Origin of the sequence: Rouxiella sp. Mn2063, from assembly GCF_049319665.1 — a bacterium.
GTDB lineage: Bacteria > Pseudomonadota > Gammaproteobacteria > Enterobacterales > Enterobacteriaceae > JBMOUD01.
Window position 1 is genome coordinate 211,970 of sequence record NZ_JBMOUD010000008.1, and the last position, 24,307, is coordinate 236,276.

Genomic DNA, 24,307 nt, shown 5'->3' on the forward strand with positions numbered 1-24,307 from the left:
CATTTTAGGTGCAATACGATATCTCCACGCTCGCTTATCACCGATAATTTCCTTATTAGCTATTGCCGCTCTCTCATCCCACCTCAATAGATTTTATAGGCCGAGGGTTGGTATGCGTCTTGCTTAATCAGCCTGCCGCAGGCACCAATGTCGTCAGCTCGACCTGACGATATCGCGTTATTTTGAGGAAATATAATGAAGAAATTTGCTCTGTACAGCTTATTCGCGATGGCCTCTTTTAGCTCTTTGGCACATGCCGAATCCGTTTTGAGCTTTGGTGTGGACCCCACTTTCCCACCTTTTGAATCTAAGACTGCAAACGGCAACTTAGTCGGTTTTGATATCGATTTAGGTAATGCCATCTGCCAACACCTGAAAATGAAATGTGTCTGGGTGGAAACCGCCTACGACAGCATCATCCCTGCGTTGGATGCCAAAAAATTTGATGCCGTGCTATCAGCCATGTCAATCAACGAGAAGCGCAAAGCGCAGGTTGATTTCTCCGATATGCTCTACAACACGCCGAGTGTCCTGGTTGCGAAAAAAGGCAGCAATCTGCAACCCACCGTTGACTCGCTCAAAGGCAAAACCATTGGCGTGGCGCAAGGCACGACGCAAGAAGCCTATGCCAAAGGCGAATGGCAGGGCAAAGGCGTCGACGTGGTTTCCTATCAGAACCAAGACTTTGTGAACCAAGATTTAATTTCTGGTCGCGTTGATGCCACGCTGACTGATTCTGCGACTGCCACCGCCGGTTTCCTCAATACGCCACAGGGCAAAGATTTCGCCTTTAGCGGCAAACCGTTAACTGACACTCACTATTTAGGTGAAGGGGCCGCCATCGCTTTGCGTAAAGGCGATGCTGACCGCGTGAAGATGATCAATAGCGCGTTAGCGCAGATGCATAAAGATGGCACTTATCAGATGCTCGAGAAAAAATACTTCACTTTCGACGTCTATAATAAAAAACCTTAATTATTATCGACTAAGCGCCTATCGCTATAGGCGCTTAGTCGGTACCCCAAATAATTGGCAGGGAGGCATGCGGACGCATTCCGATGTTCTTACATCGCTAAGTGATTCGGGTTGGTCAGCATGACCATCAGATGTATGACGCCAAATATGGAGGGGATATGACCTTCATTCCTCAAGGAGTTTAAGATGTTGCAAGGATATTCGCACCTTCCTGATTTCAACGCGCAGCGTGAACGTTTCCTCAGCGTGGCGCAACAGGCTGGTGGACAGATAACCACGTATTCCCACCCGCTTGCCGGTCCGAACGGCGAAGTGCTGGCGACCGATGTGGCAACCTTTGGTTCGCCGCAGGCTAAACGCTTACTGGTAGTGATTTCTGGTACGCACGGGGTTGAAGGTTATTATGGCTCCGATAACCAGATCGCTTGGCTGCAGGCAGGGAACACCGCTTCGCTACCGGAGAACACGGCGGTGGTGATGGTGCATCTGATTAATCCTTGGGGTACCGCTTATCTACGCCGGGTTAACGAAGACAATCTGGATCTTAACCGTAACTTCGTCGATTTCAGCCAACCGCTGCCGCCGAATCCGCAGTATGAGAATCTGCATGAGATCTATCTCTGCGAAGATCTTAACGGCCCGCAGCGGGCTCATGCTGACGATCTGATGGATAAATATACTCACGAGCAAGGTTGGTCTGAGGTGAAGAAAATTGTCGAGGCCGGGCAGTATCAGTATCCGGACGGCATCTTCTTTGGCGGACAACAGGCTTGTTGGTCACAGCTGACCATGAAAAAGATCGTTGAGGCTCATCTGTCACAGGCTGAGTCTATTATCAGCTTTGATTTACATACCGGAGCGGGCGCTTACGGCACACCAATGCTGATGGCGATTGCCCAAACTGCCTATCCGGCGTTACAGCAGGCGAGGGAGATTTTCGGATCTTGGCTCAATGTGGTGATCACCGGTGCCAACGTCGGTACCAATACCGGTATTACTGCCACGGCCACCGGCTATCTTTCGCAATTTATTCTGGATAATCTGCCGGGTCGCCAGGTGTTGCAACTGGTCATTGAATGCGGCACCTACGATGGTGAAACCATGCATCATCTGGTGCGCGACGATCACTGGCTGCATCTTTTTGGCGATCTCACTAGCCCGCAGGCGAGAAAAATCAAAGGCGAGTTATTAGAAGGTTTTTATCCGCAGGATGAAGATTGGCAAGCGTTAACGGCGCTACGCACCCAGCAAATCTTTAACCGCGCGTTTAAGGCGCTCAAAAGCCTTTAAGTCGCTTCACCCTTCCAAACCTCAGGGTTTGGGAGGGAGTTAATCATTGATTCGCAGTGAGTTTTCTCTTACTGGGGATCGATGAGATTACTTAGTTTAAACACCACTTCCTGAATCAACCCTGAATCAGCGACAGTTTCAAAGGTCGCCTCTCTGGCAATGAGATCTATCGCTTTTACTTGATGACAGAGAACAACGCCACGAATATCACCGCGTTCAGTATCCATTGGCTGAACGGCGACAGTGACACCCGTTGAGCGAGCAACACTCGCTACTGTGGATATAGGACAACAGATAGCAACGCCAAGTGCCTTATTGAGTTCTTCATCCGTGACAACGATGCAATAGTGATGACCTTTTAGCTCCCGTCCAGAAACAGGATCGGGATTAAAATGCCAGATATCACCTTTTTGCGGCGTCTTTCCCATAATCAGTATTCCTTACCTTTAGGAACGGCATGAGTGAAATCCTTAACATCCTCGTTAAAAGCAGCGATTTCATCTTGGTCAATTTGTTGCAGAAGCTCCGCCACGGTGAAAGCGCCACGAGCTTTACGTTTTGCAGGCTTAAGATTTAACCCCTCGCCACTTCTCTCCACTGCAACCTCGGTTCCCACTGCCCAACCTAGATCAGCGGCCACATCCTTAGGAATCGTGATAATCATTGCCCCTCCCTGTTGACGAATTTTCACCGTTTGCATAGCCAACCCCTCCAAGTGCTACTAAGTAGCACTCAATGTAGCACTAAAACGACTTAGCTGACACGGCGTTAACCGAAATAATTCCCGGTACATTGACGCTAACATTGCCAGCAAACGGCGTTGCGGATAACACAATCTTCTGATTTTATAGAGAGCCCTCTATAAAATGGAATATCTTCATGGCTGTATTAAATAAATTCGGACAACCTGTCGGGGATGAACTTCCCACCTGGCAACCTCGCCAACGCCCGGCACATAGCCAATTAAATGGGCAATATTGCCGCCTTGAACCGCTCAACGTAGACAAACACAGCGAGCAGTTATTTACAGCCTGGCATCTGGTTGAAGATAATCGCGACTGGACTTATTTCTCCGTCGATCGCCCAGAGACCCAAGCTGAGTGCGACGCAATGATCGCCCGTAACGCCGCCAGCCAAGACCCACTATTTTTCGCGGTCGTCGATAACCAAACCGGCAAAGCTATTGGTGGCGTATCGCTAATGCGTATTGATACTGAGAACGGCGTGGCAGAAATTGGTTGGGTTAACTGGACGCCGTTAATGAGGCGTTCGCGCTTTGGTACCGAAGCGATTTATCTGCTGCTCAGCCACCTGTTTGATACCCTGCAATATCGCCGCTGCGAGTGGAAATGCCACAGCATGAACGAAGCATCCTCAGCCGCCGCTAAACGATTTGGTTTCCAATATGAAGGCACCTTCCGCCAACTGCTGGTCGTCAAAGGCCGTAACCGCGATACGTTATGGTTCTCAATGCTCGACCACGAATGGCCAGAAGTAAAACTGGGCTTCCAGGGCTGGTTAGATGCCAATAACTTCGACGCCAACGGCCAGCAAAAACAGAAGATCGACGCGTTTATGCCTTTGTAGTTGAGGGGATAAAGCTGAAGAGATAAACCAAGGCATATGCTTTCAATGCAGGATAACAAACCATTATGTCCGTCACTCTGACTCGCGTTGAGCTGTTTGACCATCGTTTTGTGGCGTTGGTTAATCAGTTGGATAGTTACCAAAAGCCGCTCTATCCTGCGACCAACGACTATACCATGCCGCTGGAAGTGATGGCGCAAGCGGAGAGTTATCCGCTGCTGGCAGAAATAGCGGGCACAGCGGTAGGATGCGCCTGTTTATATATTGCCGATGGGATTGCCGAAATAAAGCGCGTATTTGTTGATCCCCATTGCCGCGGCCAAGGGATTGCCGTCAAATTGGTTCAGGCGGTGGAACTCCAGGCGCGAAAGCGTAATATCTCGCGACTGTATCTGGAAACCGGTATTTATCAGCCGCATGCTGTCGGTTTATATCGCCGCCTTGGTTTTCAACAAACAGAATGCTTTGGCAGTTATATCGATGATCCGCTTAGCGTGTATATGGTTAAAGACTTGGCGGGATAATCAGATCCTCAAACTCTGGTCATAAAAAACAATGCTCGCTCGCGCTAACCATTTAGCGCGAGTCGTTGCTTTATACCGTAATAGTGCCATCAATCAACGTAACGCTCATGCCACCAATCCACGGCAAACCATCGATAAACTCTACGTTAACCTGCCCTGCCCGCTGGCGCTGAGTTCCCTGTCGTACTTGATAACCCGTGCGTGTTTTCTCTCCATCAGGGAAATTTTCGGCCTGTAGCAAACGTGCCAGACAGGCGTTGGCGCTACCGGTAACCGGATCCTCTATTAATACGCCTTGCTCAACAATAAACGCCCGGAGTTCATAATCGGCAGGTTGAGCATGCGGATGTACACCAAACACCGCCACACCGCTGACGCCGCAGGCCTGTTTGATTCGTACCAATGCGTCGGCATCAACCTGTACATCAAGGCACGTTTGCGCATCAGGCAGACGCACCACCAGCCAACAAATCCCCATTTTGACCACCTGGGCGGCGATCATTTCCAATCCGGCTTTGGCCCCTAAAACCTCACTAAGCAACCCAAGCTGCTGCGCAGAAAGTGGCAAAATTTCAGCCTCAGGCGCGCTAAATGCCAAGCTGTTATCTGTTGCAATTTTAACGGCAACCAGCCCCACGCCGCACTCTTGTTGTAGTAAGCCTGGCGTTTTCGGCTGTAGTCCAGACTCTAGCAGTGAATGAGCAGTGCCCAGCGTTGGGTGACCAGCAAACGGCAACTCGCTATCAGAGGTAAAAATGCGCACACGATAATCCGCACGCGGATCTTCCGGCGGCAGGATAAAGGTGGTTTCAGATAAGTTGGTCCAGCAGGCGATATCTTGCATCTGCTCACTGCTGAGCCCTTCAGCATCAAAAATTACCGCCAGCGGATTTCCCTTTAACGCGACGGGAGTAAATACATCCACTTGTTTAAAACGACGAGTTACAGACATTTTGGCTCCTTTTTTATACGTTATTGCTGTTTTTATAGGTTATTGCGATGTGTTTTTTCTGTGCGTTTTTTCGTTGAGTAAATCGACATAAGCACGGTCTACCAGCTCCTGACGATTAATCTCCAGGCGTTCCAGCAAATCCTCAGCAATATCGATACCCTGCTGCTGAGTTTGCGTATCATCGAGCACCACTTCGAACTCAATGTAATCTCCCAAACCTTGCACCTGGTCAAGATGTAAACGCGTCTGCCCCACCATAAACAGTGTGCGCTGTTTGATAACGCGGCCAACTTCGCCATACGCCAGCTTAAGTGTCTCGCGCAGGCTATCGGGGTCTTGGGTTTCGCTCAGCGTATAAAATGAAGTTTTCGGCCCTGCATGATTAGGGCGTTGATAAAAAATAAGCTCCCCGCGGCTGGCCGAGAATGTCCGCAGTTTTAGACGCCCGTTCGGACACAAGAAAAACGTGTCATCCTGGTCAATGATCTCCGGGAGGCCGTCAGCCAGCAGAGCTATCTTGGCGTAAAGCTGAGAAAAATCATCAATGCGGGCTTTAATTTCAACATTACGAGCCATATTAACTCCCTTATCTTATGGTTTCGTTTAACCAATGGTTAGCTTAACTTTCAGATCGGCTTCAACATTAGCACGTTCTTGTCACAGATAAATGATGGGAAAAGCGACACATGGTTGCGTAAGCAACATAACCCTATAAACTCATCGCATTCTTGTATAAGACAGGTGCGCTCGGAGGCGAACGTCCAGCATGATTTGGATTATGATTGCTGCCATTGTGGTGGTATTCGTCATTGGTTATTGGTTTATGACCGCAGATACCCGCAAAGCCAATGATTCATTGGCGGCGCTGTTGAAGATAAAACCGGCCTATATTGACACTATGCTGCTGGAAATGGGCGAGCGCCAAAGCCGAATGTTTATTCGTTCTATCAGCGGTGGTTATGCGGAAGAAATCCGCAAAGCGGCTTATATTGTTTTTATCTTTCAAACGTTTATTAAAGATGATTCCGCAGAGAATATTGCCCGCTGGCGGCAGATTTTAATTCGCGCCCATCTGGACCCGGAACTGAGCAGTGAGCACGCCGAGCTGGCGCTGTTTTACTTTGCAGAGTTAGATTTGGAGCCGTTTGAATTGGCACAGTTCCGTCGTCAGTACAACGAAACGTATAATACCGAGTGGCAACATTTGGACGATAGCTCTACCCGGCATTGACCGGCAATAGCTCCCTGCCGGTCAATCAGGCCAGACTATTTAAAAACATTTTCCAGATAGTTGGCTAGAAGCTGGCGGGAACTAAAACCGTGCCCAATACCGTAATACGCCGTAGTTTCACTTTCTAAATCGAGGGGGAACTCGGTATACAAGTGGCTGCTACGAAATGACGACGTCGGTTCAGCAAAGCGCTCGCTGTTTTCGCGTAGCGCAGGGTGGATAACCAGTGCGGTTCGGCCAAGCCGCGCTTCTCGGTTTACATAAACATAGTGCTCGCCCCGACGATAGCCATACGCTTTATCATCGATAAAATCACGTTGAAATCCTGAATTCTCTAAAACCTTTGCCACTTCATCTGGCCGTAAATACATGGTCGCTCCTCGCTCTCAAAACTGCAAAGCGACCTTACCGTAATAAATTTCCCAAACAATGCATTTGTCGCCGATTTGGCGCTATTTCAGAATTATCCAAGCAGTTAGCGTCACGTTGAGTACACTAACCGCTTGGCTACTAACAGATTATCATGCGGAAAAATACCGGCTTATTCCGATGATGATGAAGACTTTTGCATGCTCATCATGCGTAGGGTAACCGCAATAGCAAGCAATACGATGCCTGCTGCTGCCAGATAGATTGACGGCGTGCCAAAGCGGGAAATAATCAGTCCGGCGATAGGCCCGGTTAAACCCAGCCCGAGATCAAGGAACGCACCGTAAGTCCCCAAGGCGGTGCCTTGGTTTTGCTGGGGTACCTGTTTCACCGCTTCCATCCCCAACGCCGGGAATATCAACGAGAAACCACAGCCGGTCAGCAGCGCGCCGATTTGCACCGTGATCGGGTCATGTCCATGCCAGATAAGTAACAGGCCAACAATCTCTATCACAAAGGAAACCAGAGATACTTTTAGGCCGCCAAAGCGCGAGATCATATTGCCAAATATCAGACGCATTCCGACGAAGCCTACGCTGAACAGCGACAGCGTGAAGGCAGCACCAACCCAGTGCTTATCGGCATAATAAAGCGTAATGAAGGTAGCGATAACACCGAAACCGAAAGTCCCGAAGCCTAGTCCTAACCCGTGTAGCCAAATTTTGCCCAACACGGCGCGAAATGCCAAACGCTTACCGGTCGCCACCACAATAGCGGGTTTAGAACTTGCCAGCGCGATAGCAAGCGCGGCAATCAGCAAGATAAATACCGCCACGCCAAGTAAGCCAAAATGCATATTGAGTAATACGCCGAGCGGCGCACCCAAAGCCATTGCGCCATAAGTCGCCACGCCATTCCACGAAATCACACGCCCGGTATGAATAGGGTTAGTCGCGCCAATTCCCCACAGAATCGAGCCCGTCGACGCAAAGCTTTCGCCTAGCCCAAGCAATACTCGTCCGATGCATAATAGAATCAAACTTAATAACGGTATCGCCGTGGAGAAATAAGCCAAGACATATAGCAAGCCACTCAATCCACAGCAGGCCAGACCAAAAATCACCACCTTTTTCGGCCCGATTTGGTCAGCATAACGCCCGGCGTGAGGCCGGCTCACTAAGGTCGAGAAATATTGCAGGCTGATAATCAATCCTGCCAATACTGAGTTAAACCCTAGCCCGTTATGTACAAAACCCGGTAACACCGCCAGCGGTAAACCGATGCTCAGATAACAGACAAAAGTAAAAATAACGATCGATATAATGCGCTTGTTCAGCTGTAGATTGGTTTGAAATTTGCTCGGGGACATTGCTTGCCTGGATAGAATCTAAACAGTTGGTGAAATGACAGCATAAACATCTTTTCATGCCGGTGATACCGGAAATGACAATTAAAATTTCATCCTTCAAGAAGATGAGGATTATTCTGATGATACCTCATCAATCCCGCACTCATTCTGGCTTTTTTACCTCTCAATAATCATGAATACCGTCTATTTTCGACCTAAAAATCGCCGTTCATCTGCCCATATCAAAAATATCATCTACGCTTAACAGTACATGTAAACAAGGAGCATACGATGGTTAAGAAAACAGAAAAACTAGAAAACAGCTTGGATCAAGATGTCACTCTGCTGGCAGATACGCTGGATGAGGTTTTAAAATCTTCGGGCTCAAAAACCAAAGAAGAACTGGAAAAAATTCGTGATAAAGCGGAAGGCGTATTGCGCGATGCCCGCTCACGCTTTAGCGGCGATCTGGATTTGAAACAGCAGGCTCGTGATAAGGCCAGCCAAGCGGTGCAATATGTTAAGGATAATCCTTGGCATGGAATTGGGGCGGGTGCCGCAGTCGGCATCGTATTAGGTGTGCTGCTAGGCAGGCGCTAAGCCTCGGTAGACGTTGGACAGTGCACTGATGTTTTATTAATTCATCAAACGACTGACAAAGCCGATTATTAGGGAGAGCACACCGTTGGGGCCGTAGCAGCCTTGGCTGCCGGAGCGCCCCTAGGTGTGTTATACCCGAGTATCTCGGCACTCAAAGCAACGTTATCATCAAATTCACAAAATTTAACGCTTCGTTTTTTTATTATCTCTTCGCACCTACTTCCTGCACGATTGCTGCCAGTTGCTGACATAGCAGCTCGGCTTGCTGCTGGCTGACGATATTAGTAAATCCCATTAATAAGCCATTGCGTCTATTGCCGTTTTCACTCTTGACTACTCGCCATTCAGACAGCGGCTGTAGCGATAATCCTCGCTGACGCGCCAATGTAGTGACGTCACTATCGACAATACGCGGATCCAGCCGGGTACAAAGTTGGATACCGCCGTGCTGCGGCTCAACCTGTAATTCCCCCGTTGGAAAACTGCTGGCTATCGCTTGCGTCAAATAACCGCGTCGCTGCGCATAGAGCTGACGCATACGTTTCAGATGACGGTAGAAATGCCCTTGCTCAATAAAATCGGCTACGCTGGCCTGTAATAACGGCGGGCACGCACAGCTGCGCGTATGACAATAGGCATCTACTTGTGCGACAAGGCTTTCTGGCACCACCAAATAGCCAATGCGTAGCGCTGGGAACATCACCTTGCTAAAGGTCCCGGCATACAGCACTCGTTCTTGCGTATCGAGACTTTTTAACGAAGGTAACGGCTGGCCCTGATAACGAAACTCACTGTCGTAATCATCTTCTAAAATCCACATTTTCCGCTCAGCAGCCCAGGCTAATATCGCCATACGCCGCGAGAGGCTCAGGCTAACGCCAAGTGGACTTTGATGAGTTGGAGTTAATGCCGCAAAACGCGCATTGGGCCAGCGGGCTATTGCCTCATCGATATTCATCCCTTCGCTATCGACAGGTACCGGCATCGGCGTGGCACCCGCCGCGGATAAAAACGCCTGAGTGACCGGATAGCCAGGATCTTCAAGCCAAACACCCTCTCCCGGTTGCATCAGACTGCCGGCGATTAAATCCAGCACGGCGCTGTAACCGGCACAGATAAACACTTGTTCAGGACGGCAAGAAAATCCGCGCGATAGTTGTAAATAACTGGCAATCGCCCGCCGCAATTCAGGGTCTCCCGCCAGCGGAGGGTGAGAAAGCGATACTGCCGTGCTATGGCGCAATCGACGCGCCACAATACGTGACCAGATAGCCCGGGGGAACGCATCCAATGCCGGTAAACCAAGTTGAAAAGATAACGGTAAATCTGGCTGTATTAAATCGGGAGCCGATTGTTCAGGAACCGATTGTGACGGATATGTTTTCCCTTGATTGGCAACCTGACTTGCCGACGGCAAATTCAACGTGCGGCTGACATAGGTACCCGCCTGCCCCCGACTTTGCAAGAAGCCTTCATCAAGCAACAAACCGTAAGCATTCTCTACCGTTGCACGGGCAACGCCCAGTTCGCTTGCCAGGCTACGTACCGAGGGTACTCGCTCCCCGGCATTAAGCTGTCCCTGTATAATCGCCTGTTTTACCCGCGTATAAATCTGCCGATATAACGGCGCATCATGCAAATTATCCAGACGGAAATCACCAGCGAAGACAGACATTATGACCTGCAAAAAAAGACATTTTATGGCTCTAAAATATAGGCCATAAAAACGCTAAAGTCATCGCCATTACCTAATCACTCTGGTTAGTAACCTCTGAGGAAAAAACATGAATACATTACGCCTGCCTTATTATTCGCTGTCTGCCGCCACTTACGAACCGCTGAAATCGGCAGTATTAACACTGGAAAAAAGCCCGCTGGGCATGACCATTATTGAATTGGTTTTCCTGCGCGTGTCGCAAATTAACGGCTGTGCTTTCTGTTTGGATATGCATTCAAAGGCATTGCGCAAATCTGGCGTCACGCAGGATAAATTAGATCAACTGGCCGGTTGGCGCGTCAGCCATCTCTACTCCGAGCGCGAACGTGCGGCATTAAATTGGGCGGAATCATTGACCCACGTGGCGACAACCGGCGCACCGGATAGCGATTTCGACGCGTTAAAAGCTCTGTTCAGCGATGTAGAAATCTCCGACTTGAGCTTCGCTATCAGCATCATGAATGCCTTCAACCGCTTGGCTGTCGGGATGCGTCAATAAATTTTTGGTTGTTTTTACAACAAAAATATTTCTATAAAAAATTTTAAAAAAACTTTTCGGCCAGCAACCCGCATGATTCGGGGCCTGCTGGCCTTTTGCGTTTAAATGATAATCATTTTCACAATAGAACTATATATTGCGAGGTTGATATTATAAAACACTACATCTAGTATTTACTTCGTCAACTCGCACAAGCAGTTGATACGCATCTCGCCTGGCCCTGCGCGCCTTTTAGCGCCAAGGGTCAGCCAATTCCATCATTTTACCTATACCAGGTAACTTCGGATGCAGAAAGGAAGCCACTCATCCTCTGCGGATTGAAGCGCGACAGGTATATAAGGTCAATGCGAATCATGAGCATCATTATTTATAGCAAGCCAGACTGCGTTCAATGTAATGCCACCTACCGCGCCCTTGATAAACAGGGTATTGCTTATCAGGTTATCGACCTGACACAAGATAGCCAAGCGCTGAGCCACGTTCGTGCCATGGGTTACCAACAAGTGCCGGTGATTATCGCAGGCGACGAGCATTGGTCAGGCTTTCGTCCAGACAAAATCAGCGCACTGCATCAGCAATCTCAACTGCAAAGCGCCTATTAAGGCATTGAGATGAATCCCTTGGTGTACTTTTCCAGTCAATCGGAAAACACCCATCGTTTTGTCGGTAAGCTCGACTTACCGGCAATACGTATTCCGATTGGCGGTCAGCATGAAAAACTGCGTATGACCCAACCCTACATCCTGGTGGTTCCTAGTTACGGTGGAGGATCGGCGAAAGGTGCCGTTCCCATTCAGGTGATCCACTTTCTCAATGATGAGCACAACCGCTCGCTCATTCGTGGTGTGATTGCCGCCGGTAACACCAATTTCGGCGCAGCTTATGGTCTCGCCGGTGAAATCGTCTCCCAGAAATGTCAGGTGCCCTACCTGTATCGTTTTGAACTGCTGGGTACCCCGGAAGACGTGGCTAACGTAAAAAAAGGAGTAACTGAATTTTGGCAGCGACAGAATTAGCCATTACCGATCCCGGCACACAGAGCCCGGACTACCACGCGCTGAACGCGATGTTAAATTTGTTCGATGCCGACGGGAAAATTCAGTTTGATAAGGACAGACTGGCCGCGCGGCAGTATTTTCTGCAACACGTGAATCAAAATACGGTGTTTTTCCATAATCTGGCGGAAAAGCTGCGCTATCTGGTCGAAGAAGGCTATTACGAAGCCGAAGTGCTGGATCAATATGCTTTTGATGATATCAAGGGCCTGTTCAAACGCGCGTATAACTATAAATTCCGCTTCCAGACCTTTCTGGGGGCGTTCAAGTATTACACCAGCTACACGCTGAAAACCTTCGATGGTAAACGCTATCTGGAACGCTACGAAGACCGCGTTTGTCTGGTCGCACTGACGCTGGCGCAAGGCGATATCAAGCTAGCGGCTAAGCTGCTCGATGAGATTATCTCTGGGCGCTTCCAACCGGCGACGCCAACCTTCCTTAACTGCGGCAAAAAACAGCGCGGTGAGCTGGTTTCCTGCTTCTTGCTTCGTATTGAAGATAATATGGAGTCGATTGGCCGTTCGGTGAACTCCGCGCTACAACTGTCCAAACGCGGCGGCGGCGTGGCCTTTATGCTCAGCAATATCCGTGAAGTCGGCGCACCGATCAAACGCATTGAAAACCAGTCTTCCGGGGTGATCCCGATCATGAAGATGCTGGAAGATGCGTTCTCTTACGCCAATCAGCTCGGCGCTCGTCAAGGCGCAGGCGCGGTGTATCTTAACGCTCATCACCCGGATATTTTGCGTTTTCTCGATACCAAACGCGAAAATGCCGATGAGAAGATCCGTATTAAAACCCTGTCTTTAGGCGTGGTGATCCCGGATATCACTTTCGAGCTGGCGAAGAACAACGAAGATATGTACCTGTTCTCGCCCTACCACATTGAGAAAGTGTATGGCGTGCCGATGTCGGAAATCAGCATCAGCGAAAAATACCGCGAGATGGTTAACGATAAGCGCATCCACAAGACCAAAATCAACGCCCGTGAATTTTTCCAGGTGCTGGCAGAGATCCAGTTTGAGTCTGGCTACCCGTACATTATGTTTGAAGATACGGTTAACCGCGCTAACCCGATCAAAGGTCGCATCAATATGAGCAACCTGTGTTCGGAGATTTTGCAGGTCAACACCGCCACCGAATATAGCGAAGACCTCGGTTATAAAAACATTGGCAAAGATATCTCCTGCAATCTCGGTTCTTTGAATATTGCGGCTACCATGGATTCGCCTGATTTTGGCCAAACGGTAGAAATGGCGATCCGCGCACTGACCGCAGTCTCTGATATGAGCCATATCCGCTCGGTGCCATCGATTGAGCAAGGCAACCACGATTCTCACGCCATCGGGCTGGGGCAAATGAACCTGCACGGCTATCTGGCGCGTGAGCGGATTTTCTATGGCTCAGAAGAAGGGCTGGATTTCACCAATATCTATTTCTACAGCGTTGTTTATCACGCAATTCGCGCCTCTAACCAATTGGCGATTGAACGTAAACAGAGCTTTAAGGGCTTTGCTGATTCAACCTATGCCAGCGGGGCTTATTTCGATAAATACCTCGAAGATAAATGGCACCCAAAAACCGAGCGCGTACGCGAGCTCTTTGCCGTTAGCGGCATTACTATTCCGGGCGTTGCCGAGTGGGCAGCGCTGAAAGAGTCAGTGATGGCGCATGGTTTGTACAACCAAAACCTGCAGGCGGTACCGCCAACCGGCTCGATTTCTTACATCAACAACTCCACCTCCAGCATTCACCCGATTGTCTCGCGGGTAGAAATCCGTAAAGAAGGCAAAATTGGCCGGGTTTATTATCCCGCCGCCTTTATGAGCAACGACAACCTGGAGTATTACCAGGACGCCTATGAAATCGGCCCTGAGAAGATCATTGATACCTATGCCCAAGCCACGCAGCACGTCGATCAGGGCTTGTCGCTAACGCTGTTCTTCCGCGATACCGCCACCACCCGCGATATTAACAAGGCGCAGATTTACGCCTGGCGTAAAGGCATCAAAACCATTTATTACATCCGTCTGCGTCAGATGGCGCTGGAAGGCACTGAAGTTGAAGGCTGCGTTTCCTGCACCTTGTGACATAAAGGACCAACGACTTATGACCGCAATTAAACAAAAATGGGTGTCACAGCCTGTCAGCAAAGCCATTAACTGGAACAAGATCCAGGATGACAAAGATTTAGAAGTCTGGAACCGGCTGACTTCTAACTTCTGGCTGCCAGAAAAGGTGCCGCTGTCCAATGATATTCCGTCCTGGGCCACGCTCACCGCACAGGAAAAACAACTGACGATTCGAGTCTTTACCGGGCTGACGCTGCTCGATACGCTGCAAAACGTGGTCGGCGCACCTGGCCTGATGAAAGATGCAGTCACCCCGCATGAAGAAGCGGTCTATTCTAATATCTGCTTTATGGAAGCGGTACACGCGCGCTCTTACAGCTCAATATTCTCCACCCTGTGCTCGACACCAGATGTTGATGAAGCTTATCGCTGGAGCGAAGAGAACGTCGCGCTGCAAAACAAAGCGGCTATCGTGCTCTCTTATTACAACGGTGAAGATCCGCTGATGAAGAAGGTCGCCAGCGTGTTCCTGGAATCCTTCCTGTTCTATTCTGGATTCTATCTGCCGATGTACTGGTCGAGCCGCGCTAAACTCACGAATACCGCCGATCTGATCCGGCTGATCATTCGTGATGAAGCGGTACATGGATACTATATTGGCTATAAATTCCAGCAGGCTCTGCAAAAAGAGAGCCCTGAACGTCAACGGCAGATCAAAGACCAGACCTTTGATTTAATCCAGGATCTCTACGATAACGAAATCCGTTACACCGAAGAGCTGTATGACGGCGTGGGCTGGAGCGAAGAGGTGAAAACCTTCCTGCATTACAATGCGAACAAAGCCTTGATGAATCTGGGCTATGAAGCGCTGTTCCCTGCCAGCATGGCGGCAGTCAACCCGGCTATTTTATCGGCATTATCGCCAAACGCCGATGAAAACCACGATTTCTTCTCAGGTTCAGGTTCATCTTATGTGATTGGCAAAGCGGTAAATACTGAAGACGAAGACTGGGATTTTTAAGGGTAACGTTATTTATTCCAGCAATATAAACGAGAGGTTGAGTTGCCATTCAAATAGATTTTTGGCGGCTCACTTCTTAAAATATCGACGCTACATATCTCGCTACACGCCATATACCAATATGGGTATTTATTACAGCTATCCCCACAGGCATGTCAATGGACTACGAGCCAATGAAACACTGGGTCAGAGAAGTATTAAGAAGGGATTAAACAACAAGACGTAAATGGGAGAACTTTTTACGTGTTGCTTCAAGGGAAGCTTCGATCTTCGCTGAGCACTGACCCGTTTCAACCGCCGTTGAGGTGACGACAGAACGAACGATATCTGCACGAGAGGGCTTAGCGTAAGATACCTGTGCTTCTTTATTGTCACTCATCACTGCCCCTTCACGGTCGGTTTTTAGGTCAAAATGATCCTTTAAATAGTATCTCAAGATTTCTAGGCGACGTCATAAAATCTAAGCATTTCTATTCCTCAAAATGACACTACATATTTTGCAGTTAATTGACCACAATCAGTAAATTATAACAATGACAAACTGGCTTCATGCGCTATACTGAATTCCGCATGTATTCTGGTGATTTATTTTAATTAAATATTTACTTGAATAAATAAAAAATGAGTGCTGAATTATGACACGCAAAAAAACACGGCACATAAAAACTAAGTAAAATCCTATTTCCACTCTACATCATTACTCATCCATTAATAAAAATCAGAGTAATAATTACAGATTAAATTGACATAATAAGGCGGCAAGGTGCTGTGGTGATATTCGTTATGGATGGCTAGAGATTTGTTATTACTAGCTAGATTTTGCCACAATTAAAATTTCTCAATTAATTTAATTTTTAAGGACTAAAAGGTGATGGCAAATTTGGGAATGACAAAACGACAGCTACATGTCGCAATTTTTAACTGTGCCGAATATGGACACGTCAACCCTACCCTAGGGACTGTCAAAGAGCTTGTTGCCCGTGGATACCGAGTCAGCTACACAACATCGCCAGAATTCGCTCGCTGCATTGAGCTTGCTGGCGCTACACCGGTACTCTTCGAGCCAAGAGTAACAAAAGAGAAACCGCTGCCAGAGAATTTAGCGTATGTTAACGAGGAATTTGCCAAAGAGGCGTATGACAATTATCCTAAAATGATGCTCGCTTTTAACAATGATCGACCAGATGTTATCGCCTATGACATGTTTGGCTGGCATGGTAAGGCTCTTGCATATTTATGGAATATACCTTCTGTTCTCATCATGCCAACACATGTAAGTTATGAAGGAATATTCGAAGAATGGCATAGCATACCTCTCGACAAACAACCTTCCCCGCCAATCTTGGAAAAAATGTTACGGGATAACGATCTGAAACTACCCATTGAACCCTTTATGGCCGATCATGAAAATGTTATTGCTTATATTCCTCGTTCTTTCCAAGAAAAACTAGACACAACAGATCCTTCAACTGTATTCGTTGGACCTGACATTGAAGGTCGGTCATCTCACACTGACTGGACACCACCGCAAACGGACAATCCAATCGTAGTCATATCATTAGGTACTATATTTAATCACCAGCCATCATTTTTTCATACATGTATAAAAGCGTTTGCTGATACAGAGTGGCATGTAATATTGGTCATTGGTCGTTACACTGACGCTGAGGGGCTCGGTGAATTACCGCCCAATATTGAAATACATCGCAGTATACCGCAATTGGAAGTGTTACAAATAGCCAGCCTATTTGTAACTCATGCAGGCATGGGTAGTGTAATGGAGTCGGTGTATTATGGCGTACCTATGCTAGCAGTTCCACAAATGGCAGAACAGCGCACTAACGCTAAACGGATCCAAGAACTAAATTTAGGGAAATATCTGCCGCGGGAGAATATTACTGCAGAAAATCTACTTTCTTACGCACGTGAAGTAAAAACCAATCCTAATTATCAACAAAACATTTCACTTTTACAAAAAGAAATTAAATGCGCTGGTGGAGCAAAATCTGCGGCAAACGCTTTTGACAGAATAATGAGCACTGTTGCAAATAGCCAGTGATGGTAAACTTAATGCCGGGGTCTAGTTTTGGCATAGATTGATATTTTTATACCTCTAAAACGCCTGATGCATTATATCGGGCGTTTTGTATTTTAATGACAAGAGGCGATCGCTCATTGTTAAAGAGTTCGACTACCCTCAGTATCAGCAAAGTCATCATCGAAATCCCCTAAACCCATTACATACCAGATTTACGGCACGCCTCTAATTTCCCTCCACAACAGCTTATTGCTTGTTTGGCTGGTATGATACGTTGCACCATCGGGATGGCTTTAAACCGGTGGTTTAACATCCAGGTAATCTTTTGCGACAACTAAATATTCCATGACAACCCGTTGATTTACTTATGCTGGTTGCAATTTTCAGCCAGTGGCGGTTGTACGCTTTCATGTTGTACTTGTACCATAACGCACATCGCAACGCGGACCTCGGCGTCGTGCAGTAAGATCACGTGATAACGAACGAAAACAACAAAATCACAATCAACTTTAAATTCAATGGATTAATAAGATTAAGTCTATGACTGATAATGTAAATTTAGATTCTCATACTCCCATGATGCAGCAGTATCTGCGTCTTAAAGCGCAGAATCCTGACATTCTGATGTTTTATCGCATGGGGGATTTTTACGAGTTGTTCTATGACGATGCTAAACGGGCATCGCAGCTGTTGGATATCTCACTGACTAAGCGCGGCGCGTCCGCCGGTGAACCGATTCCGATGGCGGGCGTGCCTTATCACGCCGTTGAAGGCTATCTGGCAAAATTGGTGAATTTAGGTGAATCGGTCGCGATTTGTGAACAAGTTGGCGATCCGGCGCTAAGCAAAGGCCCGGTTGAGCGCAAAGTCGTGCGTATCGTGACGCCGGGTACGGTCAGCGATGAAGCCTTGCTCAGCGAGCGTCATGACAATCTGTTGGCGGCGATTTGGCAAGATGGCCGTGGTTTCGGCTACGCCACTCTGGATATCAGTTCTGGACGTTTTCGCGTCGCGCAACCGACCGACCTGGAAACCATGGCGGCTGAAATTCAACGCACCAATCCAGCGGAATTACTGTATCCCGAAACCTTCGAGTCGATGGCGCTTATCGATACGCGTCGCGGCCTGCGTCGTCGCCCTATTTGGGAATTTGAGTTGGATACGGCTCGTCAGCAGTTGAATTTACAATTCGGCACCCGCGATTTAAGCGGTTTCGGCGTTGAGCAAGCCACGCAGGCCTTACGTGCCGCTGGCTGCCTGTTGCAGTATGTTAAAGATACGCAGCGCACCGCCCTGCCCCATATTCGTGGCGTCACCATGGAGCGCCAGCAGGATGGCATTATCATGGATGCGGCAACGCGCCGTAATCTTGAGCTGACCCAAAATCTGGCCGGTGGTGTCGAAAATACGCTGGCCGCCGTGTTAGATAAATGTGTGACACCAATGGGCAGCCGTATGCTCAAACGTTGGATCCACATGCCAACCCGCGATATCAAAGTGTTGCATCATCGCCAGCAGGCGATTGCTTCTCTGCAAGATTTAACCGCCGATTTACAACCTGTTTTGCGTCAGGTTGGCGATTTAGAACGTATTCTGGCTCGTCTGGCATTACGCAGCGCGCGCCCTCGCGATTTAGCGCGCATGCGTTATGCGTTGCAGCAACTTCCTGAACTGCGGGCGATATTGCAACCTGTCGACTCGGCGGCTATTCATACGCTGGTTGAACAAGCTGGGGAATTTGATGAGCTGATCGCGCTATTAGAACGCGCCATTATTGAATCACCGCCGGTATTAGTCCGCGATGGTGGCGTGATTGCTCCTGGCTACAATGCAGAACTCGATGAATGGCGTAGTCTGGCTGATGGCGCTACAGATTATCTTGATCGACTGGAAATTCGCGAACGAGAAAGACTGGGCCTTGATACGCTGAAAGTCGGCTTTAATGGCGTACATGGCTATTACATTCAGATTAGTCGCGGGCAGAGCCATTTAGCACCGATCCACTATGTTCGTCGCCAAACGCTGAAGAATGCAGAGCGCTATATTATTCCTGAGCTGAAAGAGTACGAAGACAAAGTATTGTCTTCAAAGGGCAAAGCGCTGTCGTTAGAAAAAGCCTTGTATGAAGAGCTGTTTGATTTGTTACTACCACATCTTCCCGCCTTGCAACAAAGCGCGAGCGCGCTGGCAGAGCTGGATGTGTTAACCAATCTGGCAGAACGTGCGTATACCCTCAATTATGTCAGCCCAACGCTGAGCGATAAACCAGGCATTAATATTGTTGGCGGCCGCCATCCGGTCGTTGAACAGGTGTTGAGCGAGCCGTTTATCTCCAACCCGCTCGCAATGTCGCCACAGCGTCGAATGCTAATCATTACCGGCCCGAACATGGGCGGTAAAAGTACCTATATGCGTCAGGCTGCATTAATTGTGCTGATGGCCTATATCGGCAGCTATGTGCCCGCTGAGCAAGCCACGCTAGGCCCTATCGATCGTATTTTCACTCGCGTCGGCGCGGCGGACGATCTGGCATCCGGACGTTCCACCTTTATGGTTGAAATGACCGAAACCGCAAACATCCTGCATAACGCCACGGAAAACAGTCTGGTATTAATGGATGAGATTGGCCGCGGTACTTCAACCTATGACGGGCTCTCACTAGCCTGGGCTTGTGCCGAGAATCTGGCCAGCCGCATCAAAGCCATGACGCTGTTCGCCACCCACTATTTTGAGCTGACAACATTGCCAGACAAAATGGAAGGTACGGTTAACGTGCATCTGGACGCCATTGAACACGGCGACACCATTGCCTTTATGCATAGCGTACAAGACGGTGCCGCCAGCAAAAGTTACGGCCTGGCCGTTGCGGCATTAGCCGGCGTGCCAAAAGATGTCATTAAACGCGCGCGACAAAAGCTCAAAGAACTGGAAACGCTGTCAAATAACGCCGCAGCAAGCAATGTTGATGGCCCGCAACTGACACTATTGAATGAAGAAGTTTCGCCTGCTGTTGAAGCCTTGGAAGGATTGGATGCTGACTCGCTGACACCAAGGCAAGCGCTTGAGTGGATTTATCGTCTAAAAACGATGTTATAACCTTTAAAAACAAGGCGATAGCTAACAAGCATGCATAAAAAAACGGTGGGGATAAGCCCACCGTTTTATTTGCTACCCGAGCAACATTAACCGAACGTTAACCGGGGTTATTCACGGAACAGAGCCTCGATGCTCAATCCCTGCGCTTGCAGGATTTCTCGCAGGCGACGCAATCCTTCAACCTGAATCTGTCGAACGCGCTCGCGTGTCAGGCCAATTTCTCGGCCCACATCTTCAAGCGTTGCTGCTTCGTGGCCTAACAAGCCAAAACGACGCGCCAACACTTCACGTTGTTTAGCATTCAACTCAAATAACCACTTAACGATACTTTGTTTCATATCATCATTTTGCGTGGTGTCTTCTGGGCCGTTTTCTTTTTCATCCGCCAAAATATCGAGTAGCGCTTTCTCAGAGTCACCACCAAGTGGGGTATCAACTGAGGTAATACGCTCATTCAGGCGCAACATACGGCTCACATCATGGACCGGCTTATCAAGTTGCTCAGCAATCTCTTCGGCGCTTGGTTCATGATCGAGTTTATGAGCTAATTCACGCGCGGTGCGTAAATAGACATTGAGTTCTTTCACGATGTGGATTGGCAGACGAATGGTTCGGGTTTGATTCATAATCGCCCGTTCAATCGTTTGTCGAATCCACCAGGTTGCATAAGTGGAAAAACGGAAACCGCGCTCAGGGTCAAATTTTTCAACTGCACGAATCAGACCGAGGTTACCTTCCTCAATAAGATCCAACAGTGCCAAGCCGCGATTACTATAGCGACGGGCAATTTTAACCACCAAACGCAGGTTACTTTCAATCATACGACGGCGGGAAGGGATATCTCCCCGCAGCGCACGACGTGCGAAATACACTTCCTCTTCTGCAGTCAGCAGTGGGGAATAGCCGATCTCACCAAGGTACAGTTGAGTGGCATCCAGCACTCGTTGGCTTACAGTTTGCGATAACAATTCATCTTCAGCGTCCAAAGTGTCGTTATCAGCAGACTCTTCAACTAAAGCTGACTCGTCAAAGGTTTCAGCGCTGTTCTCGTCGAATTCTACATCATCATGTAACTCGTTAACTTTCAGCGTATTCTGACTCATAAGCTGCTCCTACCATGGTTCCGAGAGCAGAATCAAAGCTCTGCTCAAATTATCGCTGCGGAAGATAACGCAACGGGTTTACGGATTTCCCCTTGTAACGAATTTCAAAATGCAATCTTACTGAACTGGTTCCGGTGCTACCCATAGTCGCTATTTTTTGTCCCGCCTGCACTTCTTGTTGTTCCCGGACCAGCATTGTATCGTTATGTGCATAGGCGCTCAGGTAATCATCATTGTGTTTGATGATGATAAGATTGCCGTAACCGCGCAACGCATTACCTGCGTAAACTACACGACCACTAGCAGTGGCGACAACAGATTGCCCACGTGAACCTGCGATATCGATGCCTTTATTTCCCCCTTCTGAAGCTGAGAAATTATCGATAATCTTGCCGTCAGTCGGCCATTTCCATGAAGAAACTGGTCCTCCATTGCTGGCTGTACTGGCGACAGGTGCGCTAGGCGTAACCACTGGTGCGGGAGTTGAAGCTACTACACCAGTCGAAGGCAACATTTTGTCTGCACTCTTTTTACCCGAATCTTCAGAGTACGTGGAAGTTGGTTGAGATGCAACCACTGTACCCGCTAACATACCTGTTGAAGCAGGTTTAGAAGCGCCGCCCGTACTGGCAAGCATGCCGCCGGTACTTGCCTCAGAAGAGACATTATTAATCTGGATAGTTTGTCCGACCTCTAACCCATATGGGGCAGGGATATTATTACGGGCTGCCAGGTCACGGAAATCATTACCGGTGATCCAGGCAATGTAAAACAGGGTATCACCACGCTTAACCTGGTAAGTGCTACCGTTATAACTCCCCTTAGGAATATTATTATAACTGCGGTTATAAACGATATGTCCCTGTTGATTGACCGAAACCGGCTGGGCACTAGGTTGCTGCTGAATTGTAGCAGGACGTTGTTGGCTAATACGTGGTGCAACCGGCACCGCGTTCGCGTTAGCACTCGGGCTAGGATTGAGAAACTTCCCACTGCTACTACCACCGCCGCCACCGCTGACATTAGTTATTGGTGCAGAAGTTGAGCCATTATTGGAACATCCTGCCAACCATGCGCTGATCAAAGTACACACCGCAATACGGCGTAAGGTTTTCATTGGGCTTCCCGTGCTCATAATTCCCCCATAACGGCAATATCAGAATCTATCTTTTCCCCGGAAAAACCGCGTTATGACAGCATATTGCGTCAATAAACTGGCGGTGTTCGGGTGATTAACACAAGCAAAATAATAGCCTGTATCATTGAGATAATAAAAAACTGTAGGGGATGCTAGCAACAACCCAGGCATCTCGCCACTACAGCACCTACATTCAGTTGTATGTAAATCTTAACAGTTGTGCCGAATTTTCATTCCAGGCCGGTGTTTTATGCTAATTCGCCCTTAACCAGTGGCACAAAGCGAACGGCTTCGACAATATCCACAACAAACTCATAATTTCGCCGTTGGATACGTTGTAGCGTTTGCGTTTGCTCACCGACTGGCAGCACCATCACACCGCCCTCGGCCAATTGCTTTAACAGCTCCTGGGGTATTTCTGGCGGAGCGGCAGTCACAATAATGGCGTCAAACGGCCCACGAGAAGGCCATCCCTCCCAGCCATCGCCGTGCCGCGTTGAGATATTATGTAAATCGAGCTGCTTAAGCCGGCGCTTAGCCTGCCATTGCAACCCTTTGATACGTTCCACCGAGCATACGTGCTCGACTAAATGAGCCAAAATCGCCGTCTGATAGCCCGACCCGGTGCCGATTTCCAGCACGCGTGATTTCGGTGTTAATTGCAATAATTCGGTCATCCGAGCCACGGTATAAGGCTGGGAAATTGTCTGCCCACTACCAATCGGCAACGCCGTATTCTCATAAGCCTTATGCTGGAATGCTTCATCAATAAAACGCTCACGAGGAACCGTTTCAATCGCATGGAGCAATCGTTCATCACGAATGCCCTGCTGACGCAGTTGTTCAAGCAGATTATAGAGTGGCTTATTGATCATGCACGTTGACCTCGGCTTTAGCTAACCATGCTTTAACCACATCCTGTGCTGCATATGCCGTTAAATCGACTTGCAGTGGGGTAATCGAGACATAGCCTTGTGCTAGCGCAGCAAAATCGGTATCGGGGGCAACATCAAATTTCTCACCCGGTGGACCTATCCAATAAAGATCTTTCCCTCGAGGATCTTGCTGACAAATAACTTGCTCAGCAGGATGGCGACTCCCGCAGCGGGTGACACGAATGCCTTTTATTTCGTCGAGCGGCAGATCGGGAACGTTGATATTTAGGATCTTCCCGGTACGAAGTGGCTCACGAGATAGCGCTTTAAGAATGCGGCAGGTAATGATAGCAGCAGTATCGTAATGTTGATGTCCATCCAGCGAGACAGCTAAAGCAGGATAGCCAAGATGGCGCCCCTCCATCGCTGCCGCAACAGTACCAGAGTAAATAACATCATCGCCCATATTGGCACCGGCGTTAATCCCTGAAACGACGATATCAGGACGTGGGCGCATCAACTGATTTACACCCAAATAGACACAATCTGTTGGCGTTCCCTGGATAACCGCAGTATCACCATTTGGATAAGCATGAATGCGTAAAGGCGCGTCCAGCGTCAGCGCATTAGATGCACCGCTACGATTACGATCGGGTGCAACCAGCATTACCTCAGCCACTTCTCGTAAAGCGGAGGCTAATGTCTGAATACCTGGAGCCAAAATCCCATCGTCATTACTCAGCAATATGCGCATGTAGTAGATAAGCCTTTGTTTTATAGAATACAAACAAATCAAAACCGGATTTCTTGTCCT

General features: G+C 48.5%; 25 protein-coding genes. 13 read left to right on the forward strand and 12 right to left on the reverse strand.

Annotated elements, in window-relative coordinates:
* Window positions 1-195: 195 nt before the first annotated feature.
* Together ACL9RG_RS13890 and ACL9RG_RS13895 are read left to right on the forward strand one after the other, a co-directional pair.
* The gene (locus ACL9RG_RS13890) at window positions 196-975 is read left to right on the forward strand and encodes an ABC transporter substrate-binding protein (protein WP_422793203.1); all 780 of its coding nucleotides are present in this window, start codon (window positions 196-198) and stop codon (window positions 973-975) included.
* Between the two features lie 186 nt (window positions 976-1,161).
* Entirely contained in the window at window positions 1,162-2,265 is a 1,104-nt protein-coding gene (locus ACL9RG_RS13895; RefSeq protein WP_422793204.1) for a DUF2817 domain-containing protein, read from the forward strand.
* A 68-nt stretch (window positions 2,266-2,333) separates the two neighbouring features.
* Here the strand turns inward: ACL9RG_RS13895 and ACL9RG_RS13900 are convergent, their stop codons facing one another.
* Both ACL9RG_RS13900 and ACL9RG_RS13905 read right to left on the reverse strand, forming a co-directional pair.
* Window positions 2,334-2,693: a type II toxin-antitoxin system PemK/MazF family toxin gene (locus tag ACL9RG_RS13900; RefSeq protein ID WP_422793205.1), complete on the reverse strand. Its 360-nt coding sequence runs from the start codon at window positions 2,691-2,693 to the stop codon at window positions 2,334-2,336.
* 2 nt (window positions 2,694-2,695) lie between these two features.
* On the reverse strand, window positions 2,696-2,965 hold the full coding sequence (locus tag ACL9RG_RS13905; RefSeq protein ID WP_422793206.1) for an AbrB/MazE/SpoVT family DNA-binding domain-containing protein: 270 nt from the start codon (window positions 2,963-2,965) through the stop codon (window positions 2,696-2,698).
* A gap of 179 nt (window positions 2,966-3,144) precedes the next feature.
* Here ACL9RG_RS13905 and ACL9RG_RS13910 point away from each other — a divergent pair, with 179 nt between their 5' ends.
* Window positions 3,145-3,852 carry a GNAT family N-acetyltransferase gene (locus ACL9RG_RS13910; RefSeq protein WP_422793207.1) on the forward strand — a complete coding sequence of 236 codons (708 nt, stop codon included), beginning with the start codon at window positions 3,145-3,147 and terminating at the stop codon, window positions 3,850-3,852.
* A 65-nt stretch (window positions 3,853-3,917) separates the two neighbouring features.
* Window positions 3,918-4,376 carry a GNAT family N-acetyltransferase gene (locus tag ACL9RG_RS13915; RefSeq protein ID WP_422793208.1) on the forward strand — a complete coding sequence of 153 codons (459 nt, stop codon included), beginning with the start codon at window positions 3,918-3,920 and terminating at the stop codon, window positions 4,374-4,376.
* A 70-nt stretch (window positions 4,377-4,446) separates the two neighbouring features.
* Here the strand turns inward: ACL9RG_RS13915 and ACL9RG_RS13920 are convergent, their stop codons facing one another.
* Window positions 4,447-5,328 carry a PhzF family phenazine biosynthesis protein gene (locus tag ACL9RG_RS13920; RefSeq protein ID WP_422793209.1) on the reverse strand — a complete coding sequence of 294 codons (882 nt, stop codon included), beginning with the start codon at window positions 5,326-5,328 and terminating at the stop codon, window positions 4,447-4,449.
* Window positions 5,329-5,367: 39 nt separating this feature from the next.
* Complete coding sequence (locus ACL9RG_RS13925; protein WP_422793210.1) at window positions 5,368-5,904, reverse strand: class IV adenylate cyclase; 537 nt, start codon at window positions 5,902-5,904, stop codon at window positions 5,368-5,370.
* A 190-nt stretch (window positions 5,905-6,094) separates the two neighbouring features.
* On the opposite strand from ACL9RG_RS13925, the gene ACL9RG_RS13930 reads away from it, so the two are divergent.
* Window positions 6,095-6,559: a DUF1198 family protein gene (locus ACL9RG_RS13930; RefSeq protein ID WP_422793211.1), complete on the forward strand. Its 465-nt coding sequence runs from the start codon at window positions 6,095-6,097 to the stop codon at window positions 6,557-6,559.
* Window positions 6,560-6,594: 35 nt separating this feature from the next.
* Here ACL9RG_RS13930 and ACL9RG_RS13935 read toward each other — a convergent pair whose 3' ends face one another.
* Window positions 6,595-6,930 (reverse strand): DUF2002 family protein, encoded by a 336-nt coding sequence (locus ACL9RG_RS13935; protein WP_422793212.1) that lies wholly within the window; start codon window positions 6,928-6,930, stop codon window positions 6,595-6,597.
* A 170-nt stretch (window positions 6,931-7,100) separates the two neighbouring features.
* Window positions 7,101-8,297 carry an MFS transporter gene (locus ACL9RG_RS13940; protein ID WP_422793213.1) on the reverse strand — a complete coding sequence of 399 codons (1,197 nt, stop codon included), beginning with the start codon at window positions 8,295-8,297 and terminating at the stop codon, window positions 7,101-7,103.
* A gap of 270 nt (window positions 8,298-8,567) precedes the next feature.
* On the opposite strand from ACL9RG_RS13940, the gene ACL9RG_RS13945 reads away from it, so the two are divergent.
* The gene (locus ACL9RG_RS13945) at window positions 8,568-8,876 is read left to right on the forward strand and encodes a DUF883 family protein (protein WP_422793214.1); all 309 of its coding nucleotides are present in this window, start codon (window positions 8,568-8,570) and stop codon (window positions 8,874-8,876) included.
* A 202-nt stretch (window positions 8,877-9,078) separates the two neighbouring features.
* Here the strand turns inward: ACL9RG_RS13945 and ACL9RG_RS13950 are convergent, their stop codons facing one another.
* Window positions 9,079-10,551, reverse strand: a complete 1,473-nt coding sequence (locus ACL9RG_RS13950; RefSeq protein WP_422793215.1) for a PLP-dependent aminotransferase family protein — start codon at window positions 10,549-10,551, stop codon at window positions 9,079-9,081.
* A 109-nt stretch (window positions 10,552-10,660) separates the two neighbouring features.
* Between ACL9RG_RS13950 and ACL9RG_RS13955 the strand changes: the two genes are divergently transcribed.
* The 5 genes from ACL9RG_RS13955 (at window position 10,661) to nrdF (ending at window position 15,243) form a co-directional block, all read left to right on the forward strand.
* Window positions 10,661-11,092, forward strand: a complete 432-nt coding sequence (locus ACL9RG_RS13955; RefSeq protein ID WP_422793216.1) for a carboxymuconolactone decarboxylase family protein — start codon at window positions 10,661-10,663, stop codon at window positions 11,090-11,092.
* A gap of 353 nt (window positions 11,093-11,445) precedes the next feature.
* Window positions 11,446-11,694, forward strand: coding sequence for a redoxin NrdH (locus tag ACL9RG_RS13960; protein ID WP_422793217.1), 249 nt, complete (start codon window positions 11,446-11,448; stop codon window positions 11,692-11,694).
* Between the two features lie 9 nt (window positions 11,695-11,703).
* Window positions 11,704-12,108 (forward strand): class Ib ribonucleoside-diphosphate reductase assembly flavoprotein NrdI, encoded by a 405-nt coding sequence (nrdI, locus tag ACL9RG_RS13965; protein WP_422793218.1) that lies wholly within the window; start codon window positions 11,704-11,706, stop codon window positions 12,106-12,108.
* Window positions 12,090-14,240 (forward strand): class 1b ribonucleoside-diphosphate reductase subunit alpha, encoded by a 2,151-nt coding sequence (gene nrdE / locus ACL9RG_RS13970; RefSeq protein WP_422793219.1) that lies wholly within the window; start codon window positions 12,090-12,092, stop codon window positions 14,238-14,240. The genes nrdI and nrdE overlap by 19 nt, the downstream gene beginning before the upstream one ends.
* Before the next feature lie 19 nt (window positions 14,241-14,259).
* Entirely contained in the window at window positions 14,260-15,243 is a 984-nt protein-coding gene (gene nrdF, locus ACL9RG_RS13975) for a class 1b ribonucleoside-diphosphate reductase subunit beta (protein WP_422793220.1), read from the forward strand.
* 208 nt (window positions 15,244-15,451) lie between these two features.
* Here nrdF and ACL9RG_RS13980 read toward each other — a convergent pair whose 3' ends face one another.
* Window positions 15,452-15,622 (reverse strand): hypothetical protein, encoded by a 171-nt coding sequence (locus tag ACL9RG_RS13980; protein ID WP_422793221.1) that lies wholly within the window; start codon window positions 15,620-15,622, stop codon window positions 15,452-15,454.
* 492 nt (window positions 15,623-16,114) lie between these two features.
* Between ACL9RG_RS13980 and ACL9RG_RS13985 the strand changes: the two genes are divergently transcribed.
* Window positions 16,115-17,302, forward strand: coding sequence for a macrolide family glycosyltransferase (locus ACL9RG_RS13985; protein WP_422793222.1), 1,188 nt, complete (start codon window positions 16,115-16,117; stop codon window positions 17,300-17,302).
* A gap of 519 nt (window positions 17,303-17,821) precedes the next feature.
* Window positions 17,822-20,377, forward strand: a complete 2,556-nt coding sequence (mutS, locus tag ACL9RG_RS13990; protein ID WP_422793223.1) for a DNA mismatch repair protein MutS — start codon at window positions 17,822-17,824, stop codon at window positions 20,375-20,377.
* Window positions 20,378-20,484: 107 nt separating this feature from the next.
* Here mutS and rpoS read toward each other — a convergent pair whose 3' ends face one another.
* The 4 genes from rpoS to surE all read right to left on the reverse strand — a co-directional run bounded on the left by rpoS (window position 20,485) and on the right by surE (window position 24,247).
* On the reverse strand, window positions 20,485-21,480 hold the full coding sequence (rpoS, locus tag ACL9RG_RS13995; RefSeq protein WP_422793224.1) for an RNA polymerase sigma factor RpoS: 996 nt from the start codon (window positions 21,478-21,480) through the stop codon (window positions 20,485-20,487).
* A gap of 49 nt (window positions 21,481-21,529) precedes the next feature.
* Entirely contained in the window at window positions 21,530-22,615 is a 1,086-nt protein-coding gene (nlpD, locus tag ACL9RG_RS14000; protein WP_422793225.1) for a murein hydrolase activator NlpD, read from the reverse strand.
* 251 nt (window positions 22,616-22,866) lie between these two features.
* Complete coding sequence (locus ACL9RG_RS14005) at window positions 22,867-23,493, reverse strand: protein-L-isoaspartate(D-aspartate) O-methyltransferase (protein WP_422793226.1); 627 nt, start codon at window positions 23,491-23,493, stop codon at window positions 22,867-22,869.
* Window positions 23,483-24,247 carry a 5'/3'-nucleotidase SurE gene (surE, locus tag ACL9RG_RS14010; protein ID WP_422793243.1) on the reverse strand — a complete coding sequence of 255 codons (765 nt, stop codon included), beginning with the start codon at window positions 24,245-24,247 and terminating at the stop codon, window positions 23,483-23,485. Before surE ends, ACL9RG_RS14005 begins: the two co-directional genes overlap by 11 nt.
* Between the last annotated feature and the right edge of the window lie 60 nt (window positions 24,248-24,307).